The organism is Streptomyces sp. NPDC005811 (genome assembly GCF_040630405.1).
Lineage (GTDB): Bacteria > Actinomycetota > Actinomycetes > Streptomycetales > Streptomycetaceae > Streptomyces.
In genome coordinates, this window is record NZ_JBEXXK010000060.1 from 1 (window position 1) to 11,102 (window position 11,102).

General features: G+C 72.2%; 8 protein-coding genes, 1 tRNA gene, 1 other RNA gene and 1 pseudogene. 3 read left to right on the forward strand and 8 right to left on the reverse strand.

What is annotated here, in order from left to right; genetic code table 11:
- Both ABZ490_RS42630 and ffs read right to left on the reverse strand, forming a co-directional pair.
- Positions 1 to 2,263: DNA polymerase III subunit gamma and tau (locus ABZ490_RS42630; RefSeq protein ID WP_359003116.1), on the reverse strand; the 2,263-nt coding region annotated here is incomplete at its 3' end.
- Positions 2,264 to 2,317: 54 nt separating this feature from the next.
- An RNA gene (ffs, locus tag ABZ490_RS42635) (signal recognition particle sRNA small type) lies at positions 2,318 to 2,416 on the reverse strand.
- 72 nt (positions 2,417 to 2,488) lie between these two features.
- Here ffs and ABZ490_RS42640 point away from each other — a divergent pair.
- Both ABZ490_RS42640 and ABZ490_RS42645 read left to right on the forward strand, forming a co-directional pair.
- Positions 2,489 to 2,576: transfer RNA gene (locus tag ABZ490_RS42640), tRNA-Ser, on the forward strand.
- 464 nt (positions 2,577 to 3,040) lie between these two features.
- The gene (locus ABZ490_RS42645) at positions 3,041 to 3,220 is read left to right on the forward strand and encodes a hypothetical protein (protein ID WP_359003118.1); all 180 of its coding nucleotides are present in this window, start codon (positions 3,041 to 3,043) and stop codon (positions 3,218 to 3,220) included.
- A 101-nt stretch (positions 3,221 to 3,321) separates the two neighbouring features.
- Here ABZ490_RS42645 and ABZ490_RS42650 read toward each other — a convergent pair.
- Positions 3,322 to 3,702: pseudogene (locus tag ABZ490_RS42650) on the reverse strand (tyrosine-type recombinase/integrase); the annotation flags it as partial.
- A 387-nt stretch (positions 3,703 to 4,089) separates the two neighbouring features.
- Here ABZ490_RS42650 and ABZ490_RS42655 point away from each other — a divergent pair.
- On the forward strand, positions 4,090 to 5,511 hold the full coding sequence (locus ABZ490_RS42655; protein WP_359003120.1) for a DUF234 domain-containing protein: 1,422 nt from the start codon (positions 4,090 to 4,092) through the stop codon (positions 5,509 to 5,511).
- Between the two features lie 70 nt (positions 5,512 to 5,581).
- Here the strand turns inward: ABZ490_RS42655 and ABZ490_RS42660 are convergent, their stop codons facing one another.
- From ABZ490_RS42660 to ABZ490_RS42680, 5 genes are all read right to left on the reverse strand, one after another.
- On the reverse strand, positions 5,582 to 6,361 hold the full coding sequence (locus tag ABZ490_RS42660) for a calcium-binding protein (RefSeq protein ID WP_359003122.1): 780 nt from the start codon (positions 6,359 to 6,361) through the stop codon (positions 5,582 to 5,584).
- A 177-nt stretch (positions 6,362 to 6,538) separates the two neighbouring features.
- On the reverse strand, positions 6,539 to 7,513 hold the full coding sequence (locus ABZ490_RS42665; protein ID WP_359003124.1) for an EamA family transporter: 975 nt from the start codon (positions 7,511 to 7,513) through the stop codon (positions 6,539 to 6,541).
- A gap of 245 nt (positions 7,514 to 7,758) precedes the next feature.
- A complete protein-coding gene (locus ABZ490_RS42670; protein ID WP_359003126.1) occupies positions 7,759 to 9,702 on the reverse strand; it encodes a copper resistance protein CopC in 1,944 nt (647 codons plus the stop codon).
- Positions 9,703 to 9,862: 160 nt separating this feature from the next.
- On the reverse strand, positions 9,863 to 10,627 hold the full coding sequence (locus ABZ490_RS42675; protein ID WP_359003128.1) for an SDR family NAD(P)-dependent oxidoreductase: 765 nt from the start codon (positions 10,625 to 10,627) through the stop codon (positions 9,863 to 9,865).
- Positions 10,624 to 11,091 (reverse strand): cupin domain-containing protein, encoded by a 468-nt coding sequence (locus ABZ490_RS42680; RefSeq protein ID WP_359003236.1) that lies wholly within the window; start codon positions 11,089 to 11,091, stop codon positions 10,624 to 10,626. Before ABZ490_RS42680 ends, ABZ490_RS42675 begins: the two co-directional genes overlap by 4 nt.
- Between the last annotated feature and the right edge of the window lie 11 nt (positions 11,092 to 11,102).

The following is an 11,102-nucleotide window of genomic DNA, read 5'->3' on the forward strand; positions in this document are numbered from 1 at the left end:
CCACCTTCACCCAGGTCGAGCGGAACCCTCCGTCGCGGCGCTGCACCACCTCCACCGTAATGCCGGGCTGGGACGGGTACGGCGAGGGGGACGGGGCCTGGGGGCTCGGTCCGGCCGGGGACGGAGAGGGGGCGGACGGGGCGCCGCCGTAACCGCCGCCGGGACTGCCGTAGCCGCCCGGGCTGCCGTACCCGCCGGGTGCGCCCGCGCCGCCGGTGCCGCCACCGCCGTAACCGCCGGTCGGCGCGGGGGCCGACCCGCCGGACGGGTCGATGACCGCCTCGATCTTCCACTGGACGTTGAACTGCTCGCCGAGCGCCTGGCGCAGCACCTCCTCGCTGCCGCTGCTCGCGAAGTTGTCCCGGGCCCCGGCGTTGACGAAGCCGAGCTGGAGGGTGGTGCCGTCGAAGCCGGCGATGTGCGCGTTCTGGCTGAGGAGGATCCAAGTGAAGCGGCGGCGGTTCTTGACCGCCTCCAGGATGTTGGGCCAGAGCGTGCGGGGGTCGAGACCGCCGGCGGGGGGTGTGTACGCCGCCGGGGCGGCCCCGGAGCCGGCCGGGGCCACGGGAGCCTGGGCCGCGGCAGGGGCGGACGCCGCCGGGGGACGGACCGCTCCACCGCCCGCGGGGGCGGCCGTGGGCCAGCCGCCCGGACGGCGTCCACTGCCGGCGGCGGTGGCGGTGGGCCAGGCACCAGGGGCGGGAGCGGCGGGGGGCTGGGCGGGAGGGGCCTCGGCGGCGGGGGCCTGCGAGGGGGGCGCCGAGGGCGGTGCTGCGGCCGGGGCCGGAGCGGAGGCGGCGGCCGGAGGCACGGGGGAAGGCGGGGCCGGGGGCTGAGCAGGCGGCTGGCCCTGGAACGGCGCCTGAGGCTGAGCCTGAGGCTGAGGCTGCCCGGCGTAAGGGGCCGCGGCAGCCGCCCCACCCGCACCGGCACCGGCACCCACCGCCCCTCCGGCGCCACCCCGCACCGCCGCCCGCGCGGCGGCCGCTCCGCCTCCCGGGGCGATGGGGGCGCCGCCGGTCTCGGCCGGGCCGGCATGGGCCTCGGGCCCGGGGACGTACCCCATGGCGGGCATGCCCTGGACGCCGCCGCCGGCGGCGAAGTTCACGCCGCGCTCGATGCGGTCGAGGCGGGCCATGACCGAACGCTCGTCGCCGTAGGCGGCGGGAAGCAGGACGCGGGCGCAGATCAGCTCGAGCTGGAGGCGGGGCGAGGTCGCGCCGCGCATCTCCGTGAGGCCCTCGTTGACGAGGTCGGCGGCGCGGCTCAGCTCGGCGGCGCCGAATACGCCGGCCTGGGCCTGCATCCGCTCGATGACATCGGCGGGGGCGTCGAAGAGCCCCTTCTCGGCGGCGTCCGGGACGGCGGCGAGGATGACGAGGTCGCGCAGCCGCTCCAGCAGGTCGGCGACGAACCGCCGCGGGTCGTTGCCCCCCTCGATGATCCGGTCCACCACCTCGAAGGCGGCGGCGCCGTCACCGGTGGCGAAGGCCTCGACGACGGAGTCAAGCAGGGAGCCGTCCGTATAACCCAGGAGGGAGGTGGCCATGGCGTACGTCACACCGACCTCGGTCGCGCCCGCGAGCAGCTGGTCCATGACGGACATCGAGTCACGCACGGAACCGGCGCCCGCGCGCACGACGAGCGGCAGCACACCGTCCTCGACGGGGATGGCCTCCTTCTGACACACCTGGCCGAGGTAGTCCCGCAGTGTCCCGGGCGGCACGAGCCGGAAGGGGTAGTGGTGCGTCCGCGACCGGATGGTCCCGATGACCTTCTCGGGCTCGGTGGTGGCGAAGATGAACTTCAGATGCTCCGGGGGCTCCTCGACGACCTTGAGGAGCGCGTTGAAACCGGCCGACGTGACCATGTGGGCCTCGTCGATGATGTAGATCTTGTAGCGGCTGCGGGCGGGCCCGAAGAAGGCCTTCTCGCGCAGGTCGCGGGCGTCGTCCACACCACCGTGCGAAGCGGCGTCGATCTCGATGACGTCGATCGAGCCCGGGCCGTTGCGCGCCAGGTCGCGGCAGGAGTCGCACTCCCCGCACGGGGTCGGCGTGGGGCCCTTCTCGCAGTTCAGGCAGCGGGCCAGGATGCGCGCGCTGGTCGTCTTCCCGCAGCCGCGCGGACCGCTGAACAGGTACGCGTGATTGACCCGGTTGTTCCGCAGCGCCTGCTGCAGCGGGTCGGTGACATGCTCCTGCCCGATGACCTCGGCGAACGACTCCGGGCGATAGCGGCGGTACAGCGCGAGAGACGACACGCCTACGAGGTTATAGGCGCCCACCGACAACCGGCCCCGGATGCCGCCCCGCACAACGCAAGCGCCCCCCACGCACCCGCCAGAGCCGACCTACCCTTGCTGCCTTCCGGCCCTGGGGGAGTTCAGTCAGATAGCGCCGCGTGAGGGGCTGCCCAAACAGTACCCGATGCCGACGGCCGGGAACGAGTTCGCGAGCACCTCTCTCGGTCATGTAATGTTCCGAGCGGAGGATTCGCCTAGAGGCCTAGGGCGCACGCTTGGAAAGCGTGTTGGGGGCAACCCCTCACGAGTTCGAATCTCGTATCCTCCGCCATTGCTCTCACCGGGCAATACGTCGAAGGGCCCCACCTCAGGGTGGGGCCCTTCGACGTTGCCCGTCCCACTTTCCGTCTCGGTTGCATCCGGAACACGTACCCGGCTCGTGGCCAGGGGCTCCCCGTGCTTGCTGGTCGCTCATCCACTGCACCTAGGGTCCATGGCACCGCCGGCTACCAACCACGGCTGGGGCACGGTCGGCCGATGCGCCGATGCGCTGCGTTCGAGTGTGGGAGCACACCGTCTCAGGAGTTGCGCACCTAACTGTCTGAGGGTGTAGGGCCCAACGGATCAATACGACCGAAGTGGCAAAGACGCAGCTCAGGCAGGGGTTGCGGCGCTAACCCCCGCATCGCTGATTCTCACCGTGCTGTCGGGGACCCCGCAGCCCACGGAAGGGATGGAGCGCGCGCGCTTCACCTCTCACGTGCGGGTCGCACGCCTACTCGAAGGTTGTTCTTGATGATCCTGATCATGCTCGTGCTCGCGATGGTGGTCGTCGTTCTGACGCTGGTTCTTGCGTCGGCGCTCGCTGCGCTGGTGCGCTTCCGCCCCGCGCTGATGGCGCCGATCCAGGTAGCGATGACTGGCGTTGCGACGATGGTGGCACTGATGGCCGTCCTCGTGGCCGTCACCCGCTGACAGTCGCAGGGCGCATATCGACCCTGCGAGCCCTCCGTCTGTCCCTTAGCCAGTCGAAAGCCCCGACCCATGGCGAGTCGGGGCTTTCGGCTTCGCCCGTCTCAGTCACCCGTGGGCTGATTCCAAAGAACTCCGCCGACTTGTTGTGCGACCTTCCAAAGCATCGGCCCGGTGAGGTGCTTGTACCGAGCGCGCATCCGAGCCGCTCCCCCAGGCTCCCATCCCATGATCGAGTCGATCACGACGTCAGGGACACCGAGGATCAGGAGCACGGTCGCGGCAGTGTGGCGAGCGTCATGAAGACGGCCGTCACGGACGCCCGCGTCCCGGAGAAGCCGCTTCCAGACACGGAAGTCGGTGTTGGGGCTCAGCGGCCCGCCGACCGGCGAGGCAAAGAAGTACCCCTTCCCCTCCCAGTCGGCACCGGCCACGATCCGCTCCCGCTCCTGGGCTTCCTGGTGCTGACGGAAGATCTTGATCAGATGACCGCCACCACCCCGCGCTCCCAGCCGAACCGACCGTCCCCGCTGCCTGTCCGAGCTCGTCCTGCGACAGCTCGCCCCGACGGCCCTGATCAGCGGAAGTCCACTCACAGTGGCGCTCGCCTCACTGAGCGCCGCGTGCTACGGCCCCCTCAGCCGGGACACCGAGGAACGAAGGAAGGTCGGGCGCCGCAGCCGCGAAGCACCGTCACCACCGCGCCGCGGGCGAGTCCGCCGACGCCGACCTCCGCGTGCTGGCCGACCTGCTGCTCAAGGCCACGGCCGACCATGCCGGAACCCGACCCGTTCAGCAGCGCCCCAGCGAAAGGAAGATGGTATCGACGGCGATAGTATCGCTAGGGATACTATCGCCATCGGGAGGCTCAAATGCGTCGTTTCATCGGACGGGAACGCGAGCTGACCGTGCTCGGCAACGCCTTGCGGGCGGTTCGCGGTGCCGTCGGGTCGGCGAGACCGGGGCAGTGCATCCTCATGCGGGGACGGCGCAGGGTCGGCAAGTCCAGCCTCGTCGAGGAGCTCATCCGGCGGAGCGAGACGCCGTACCTCTTCTTCACCGCGGCGGGCGGCACCGCAGAGGACGAGCTGACGGAGCTGCTGGACGCCGTCGCCAGATCCACCCTGCCGGAGCGGGAACTGTTCTCGGAGGAGACCCCGGAGCACTGGAACTCGGCGCTCAGACTCCTCGCGGAGATCCTGCCCGACGACACTCCCAGCGTCGTCGTCATCGACGAGGTTCCGTATCTCATGGACCGTATCGACGCCTTCGAGGGCATGCTTCAGCGGGCATGGGACCGGCTGCTCAGCCGCAAGCCGGTGCTTCTCCTCCTGGTCGGGTCCGATCTGTCGATGATGGAGGCGCTGGACAGCTACGACCGCCCCTTCCACCAGCGGGGCCGGGAAATGGTCGTGGGGCCCCTGAACCCGGCCGACATCGGCGAAATGCTCGGCGTGTCTCCGGCGGTCGCCTTCGACGCCGCCCTGATCACAGGAGGTCTGCCTCTGATCTGCGCCGAGTGGCGGGCCGGAGCGGATCTCTGGGAGTTCCTCCGCGACTCGCTGGACAACCCGATCTCGGCTCTGCTGGTCTCCGCCGAGCGCTCACTGGCCGCAGAGTTCCCACCGCAGGCGATGAGCAGGGAAGTCCTGCGTGCCATCGGCTCCGGGGAGCGGACCTTCACCAACATCGCCCGCGCGGCCGGCGGCATCGCCCACACCACTCTCACACGAGCCACTGACGTCCTGACCGAGAAACGGGTCGTGGCCGCCGAGCTGCCGCTCTCACCGAGGCCGTCGAAGGAACGCCGCTACCGGGTCGCCGACCCCTACCTGCGGTTCTGGCTCGCGTTTCTGGATCCGCACATGGCGGAGATCGAACGTATGCGAGGAGATCTCACGCTGAGCCGGATCAAGGAGCAGTGGACGAGTTGGCGGGGGCGTGCGATCGAGCCCCTCGTCCGGGAATCCCTCGCCCGCCTGCTGCCGGACGGGGTCCTGCCCGCCGCCCCGGCGATCGGGGGGTACTGGACCCGCAGCAACGATGTCGAAATCGACCTGGTCGGCGCCGACCGGGAGCCGGTGGCCAAGCGGCTGCTCTTCCTCGGCTCGGTCAAGTGGCTGGAGAACGCCCCGTTCGACAGCCACGACCTGGCAGCGCTGCAGAAGCACCGTGCGGCGATCACCGACGAGCCCGTACCGCTCGTGGCGGTTTCCCGCAGTGGGATCGGTTGTTCCGGCCTCCAGGCGGGGTACGGCCCCGAAGAACTGCTCAACGCTTGGCGCAGGGCATGAGCGGGAACCGAACCCCTGGCTGCGTCCGCCACCTGGCCCGGCGGTCGGTGTGGGCGCGGTCGGTGCGTCGTCAGCGGACGTCCACGAAATCTCCGGTGGACGTCACCGTCGCGGTGGTCGCTGTGCCGGCGAACCTGTAGCGGTAGTAGCCGTCCGCAGACGCGGTGACCGTGGTCTTCAGGGAACCCGTCGAGGACGCGGTGACCGTCTTCACGTCGGTGTAGGTGGCGGCATTCTTCTTGCGGTACTGAAGGACGACCTTCTGGCGGGCGTAGCCGCGGTACGTGTTGGTGTCCCAGTCGGCCCGGGACAGCTTGCCGGTGACCGTGAGCGTCCTGCCCTTCCGGACGGGCTCGGGCGAGGCGTTCGCGGTGAGCCGCGCCTCGCGCTGGACCTTGAACGTGGTGGCCGCGTCGCGGTGGATGTAGTCGTAGTCGTGGGCCGAGACCAGCGTGGCGAGCCGCCAGGTCCCCGTCGCGCTGTTGCCGACGAAGCCGGTCGACGCCTGCGGGTCGAACGTCAGCGTGCCCGTGCAGGTCGACGTCCTGGCGCTCACCGTGACGCACGTGATCTCGTCGTCCCAGATCTGCGCGTAGTTCGGATGCGGACCCCAGGCGCTGATGTACGAGGTCTCGGCGATGCCCGAGTCGTCCGACGCGGTCACGGAGACCTTGAAGGACACGGCCTTGGTGGCGCCGACCACGACCGGCTTGCCGCCGTTGACGACGACCTTGTCGATCGTGATGTTCCCCGCGCCGCCGTCCGCCGCCTGAGCGGCGGTGCCGCCGATCGCGGTGGCGACCAGCGCCGCGCCGGTGCCGAACAGAGCCAGGCGCATGCTTGCGCGCATCAACATTCCCCCCGGATTTCGTAGTTGATCAGGGGGAGCGTACGGCGTGGGACGGCGGTTCAGCACGCGGTTTTTACTTCAACAGCCCTGTCCTGTATGCCACTTGGGGATGCGACGCCTACGTCGTCTGCACGCTGGAGAACGGCGCCCTCCACGCCGGGCTCGTGGCCGAACTCCTCACTGGGGGTTCTTCCTGGCGGCGGCCCGGCCGCCCGCAGGGAAGGCCAGCAGGGTCAGGGACAGGGCGAGGACCGCCAGGCCCGCCCAGGAGGCGGCCGGCAGTCGTTCGTCGAGGACCGTGACGCCCAGGACGGCGGCCACCGCGGGCTCGGCCAGCGTCAGCGACGTCGCCGCCGAGGCGGACGTACGGCGCAGTCCGTGGCCGAAGAGGCGGTAGGCCAGGCAGACCGTGAACAGCGCCAGGTAGCCCGCCACCGCCGCGCCGCGCACCGTGGTGATCCACCGCAGGTCCACGGACGCCAGGAACGGCAGGACCAGCAGCCCCGCCGCGCCGAACAGCACGCCCATCACCGCGTCGGAGGAGTGCCCGCGGGTGATCAGCGCGCCGCCGATCAGCGAGTAGACGGCGTACGACAGTCCGCCGCAGGCGGCGAGGGCCACGCCGGTCAGGTCCATCGGCGTGCCGGCGCCGGTGAGTCCGGGACCGAGCACCAGCAGGGCGCAGCCGAGCACGGCGGCCGCGGTGGCGGCGGTCCAGCGCGCGGTCGGGCGGGACCGGCCGGTGAGCCAGGCCAGCAGCCCGGTGAAGACCGGCGCGCTGCCGAGGGCGATCACGGTGGCGACCGCCACCCCGGTCCGTGCCACCGCCGGGTAGAAGGTGACCGGGTATCCGGCCACCGCCAGGGCGCCCAGGACGAGCAGCCACCGCTCGCCCCGGGTGCAGGCGGCGGGCAGGGCACGGGCGCCCCGGGAGAGCAGGAACAGCAGGATGCCGCCGAGGGCGAGGCCTGCGGAGCCGATGGCCGCCGCGGGCGCGCCGGCGGGTGCCAGGGAGGCGGCGGTTCCGGTCGTGCCCCACAGCACGGCCGCGAGCAGGATGGGTGCGGGGCCGCCGAGGAGGGCGGTACGAGAGGGGCGCGGACCGGCGTCGGACGGGCGCGCGGGGGTCAGGGGGGTGGTGCGGTTCGGCACAGTCGTGAACTTCCGTCGTCGAATGCGTCAGAGACTGGAATTCGCGTCGGGCGCACGACGACCACCCCTGACCGAGCCCGGCTCGGTGGGGTGGGCGGGAGATGTCCGCTGCTGGTCCGCGCCCGTCAGGCGCAGAGGGGCGGCAGAACGACGTGCCAGTAGGTGTTCACGCGGCCGATGGTACCCGGGACACCCGGCGGGCGGCCGGGGCGTGGCGTACCTCGCCCACGCCGGCCGCGATCGCCTCAGCGGACGATCTGCACGTCCTTCACCACGCTCACCTGGTCGATGTCCGTGGCCCGGATCGTCGTCTTCATCTCCCAGGTGCCCTCGATGGGCAGACTGACCTTGCTGGAGGCCCAGTAGCCGCCCTTGTCGACCAGCTTGGCGTCGAGCGGGCCGATGTCCTGGCTGGGCAGGGTGAAGGAGATCCGCAGCTCGGGGACGGTGACGAAACCGCCGTCGGGGCCGTAGACCACGGCCTGGAGGGTGTTGTCGCCGACCGTGCCGGGGTCGAGGGTGACCTGCACCTTGCCGCGCAGTCCGGGCTTGCCGAGGTCGAAGGGGACGATCGTCACGGAGGCGACCGGCAGTCCGGCGGACTGCTGGGTCGTCGCCGCCTCGGCGGCCGCCCGGCCCGGCAGGGTGCCGGTCAGGATCGTCGTCAGGACGAGGACGACGACGGAGACGGCGACCTCCAGCAGGACCGACCGGCGCAGCGCGCGGCTGTGCGCGGACTCGGCCGGGGTGAGACGCGGCCCGGTGGACGACGAACGGGCCGAGGGAGCCGGCGTGCCGTCGGCGGCCATGTCGGCAGCGGGGGCGGCGGCCTTCGGGGGCTGCTCCCCCGCCGGCGCGTCGGCGACGTCGGCGACCCTCTCGTGTACGGACGTCCCGCCCACGGTCGCCTTCTCCAGCACCTTGGCCTCCACCGTCACGGGCTTCTCCACCGTCACTGCCTTCTCCGTCGTCTTCTCCGTCGTCTTCTCGGCCGTCTTCTCCGCCTGCGCGTTCGCCCTGTCCTTCCTGCCTCTCGTCACGTTCGCCTGGCTGGTCACCGTCGCCCGCGACCAGGCCCCGGCCGCCAGCAGCACCGAGACCGCGACCAGTTTGGCGAGGAGGACCCTGCCGTACGTCGTGTCCGTCAGCGCCGACAGCGAGCCGAGGCCCCGCCAGGACTGGTAGACGCCCGTCACCACGAGCACGGTCACCGAGATCCCGGCCAGCCGGGAGAAGCGGGTGACCACGCGCGAGGGGACGGAGGCGCGGGGCAGCAGGGTGAGCAGGGCGACGAGGCCGCCGAGCCAGACCGCCATGGCGAGCACGTGCAGCACCGAGGAGGTCATCGCCAGCGGGACCTGGATGCCGGCCGAGGCGTGTTCGGCGCCCGCCCAGGTCAGCGCGAGGCCCACCGCGAGAAGCGAGCCGAGGACGAGGGCCGCCTTCGACGGCTCGGGTCGGCCGCGCTGCCGTAGGAGCAGGGCCACCGCCGCCGCGAGCAGCAGCAGGCGGGCCAGCAGGGCCAGGCCGGGGCGGCCCTCCAGGGTGCGGAGCAGTCCGGAGGGGTCGAGCGCGCCCGCCGGACCGGTGCCGGCCTCGTAGGGGGCGCGGAGGAAGAACAGGAACACCGTCGAACCGGCCAGGGTCCAGCCGCCGATCAGCAGCGGCCGGCGCAGCGGGCGGGTGTCCGGTGGGCGGCAGACGGCGACGAAGGTCGCCGTGCCGACGAGGAGGGCCGCCGCGATGTACGCGAGGTAGCGGCCGACGTTGTAGAGGCCGTCGGTCGCCGGGTCCTCGGTGGCGTCGGACGGCAGGACGGCCAGGGTCGGGGAGGCCTTGCCCACGGAGAAGGTGAACGCGCCCGACACCGGGTGGCTGTCGGCCGAGACCACCCGCCAGGCCACCGTGAAGGTGCCGGTGCCGAGCTTCTTCGGCAGCTTCACCCGCACGCTGTCCGAGCGGCCCTCCACATGCCCCGCCCCGCCCAGCTTCACCCGCTGGTTCCCGGGGTCGAGGACGCGGAAGGAGTCGTCGAGGAGGCCGACCGACTCGGTGAAGGTCAGGGTGATGCTTCGGGGGCTCTTCTTGACGACGCTTCCGTCGACGGGGTCGGTGGAGCGGAGGGCCGCGTGCGCCGAGGCCGGTCCGCCGCCGAGGAGGAGCAGGACCAGCACGGTGCCCAGCAGCACCAGCCCTTGAAGTCGCCTTCGTCCACTGCCGCGTCGTCCGCCATCGCGCCCTTCGCTCACGTCACCGCTCCGAACCGCCCGGGACTGCCCGGGACTCGAGTCTCGTGTGCTCGGGGGTACGTACGGATGGACACGCCATCCTTCTCACCCGCTCGGCCCCCTACCAGGTCGGCCGGGCCGTCACCCCGCCGTCCACCACCAGGTCGTGGCCGGTGATCCAGGCCGCCAGCCGTGAGGCAAGGAAAACACAGGCGTCGCCGACGTCCTCCGGGCGGCCCAGCCGGCCGATCGCGACCGCCTCCCGCCACCGCCGGACCCCCTCCGGCCAGGCCTCGGCGAGCCCCTCACGGTCGATCAGGCCGGGCGAGACCGTGTTGACGCGGATGCCGTGGGGGCCGTACTCCAGGGCCGCGGCGCGCGCGTGCATCACGACGGCGGCCTTGGCGGCGGCATAGTGGGCGTGGCCTGCGGCGGGCAGCCGGGCCTCCACCGAGGCGATGTGCGTGACGCTGCCGCCGCCCCGCTCGCGCATGACCTCGGCCGCCGCCTGGGTGACGGCGAAGACGCTGGTCAGATTGGTGTCGACGACCGCCCGCCAGTCCGCCGCCGCCATCCCGGGCAGCGCCCGCACCGGCTGGACGCCCGCGTTGTTGACCAGCGCGTCGAGCCGTCCCCCGCCCCACGCGGCGGCCTGTGCCACCAGCTCGCGGCACTCCTCCTCGACGGTGAGGTCGGCGCCGGGCAGCACGACGGCCCGCTCGCCGCTCTCCTGGATCTCCTCGGCGAGCGCGCGGGCCGCCGCGGTGCTCGTCCGGCAGTGCAGGGCCACCTCGGCGCCCTCCTGCGCGAACCGGCGCGCGATGCCGGCGCCGATCCCGCCGCCCGCCCCCGTGATCAGGGCCACGCGGCCCGTCAGCAACGTCATGGACGGCACAGTCCCGCGATCAGCACGGCCCGGTCCGGATGGCGCGCCGTCAGGTCGGCCGCGTCCCCGTGCTCGTAGTCCTCGTAGGTGAAGCCGGGGGCCATGGTGCAGCCGAAGAAGGTCCAGGCGCCCCCGGTCCGCGCCCCCATCCAGGTGCGGGCGGGGACCGTGAGCTGGAGGTGCTGCCCGCCGAGCACGTCCGGCCCGAGGACCGCCGTACGGGAGCTGCCGTCGGGGGCGAGGAGCAGCAGCTCCAGCGGGTCGCCGAGGTAGTGGTGCCAGACCTCGTCGGTGGGCAGGCGGTGCAGGGCCGAGAAGTCGCCCGCGGTGAGCAGGGCGACGATCGCGGAACCGGCCGGGCGTCCGTCGGGCGCCTCGGGCCCCGCCCAGGTACGGCGGAACAGGCCCCCCTCGCGGGGGATCGGTTCGAGTCGGTAGTGGGCGACGAGGTCTTCCGGGGTCAGCGGGGCTCTCA

Coding starts and splice junctions, on each gene's coding strand:
- ABZ490_RS42645 (WP_359003118.1), top strand. CDS start 3,041: ATGATCCTGATCATGCTCGTGCTCGCGATGGTGGTCGTCGTTCTGACG.
- ABZ490_RS42675 (WP_359003128.1), bottom strand. CDS start 10,627: ATGACGTTGCTGACGGGCCGCGTGGCCCTGATCACGGGGGCGGGCGGC.
- ABZ490_RS42660 (WP_359003122.1), bottom strand. CDS start 6,361: ATGCGCGCAAGCATGCGCCTGGCTCTGTTCGGCACCGGCGCGGCGCTG.
- ABZ490_RS42655 (WP_359003120.1), top strand. CDS start 4,090: ATGCGTCGTTTCATCGGACGGGAACGCGAGCTGACCGTGCTCGGCAAC.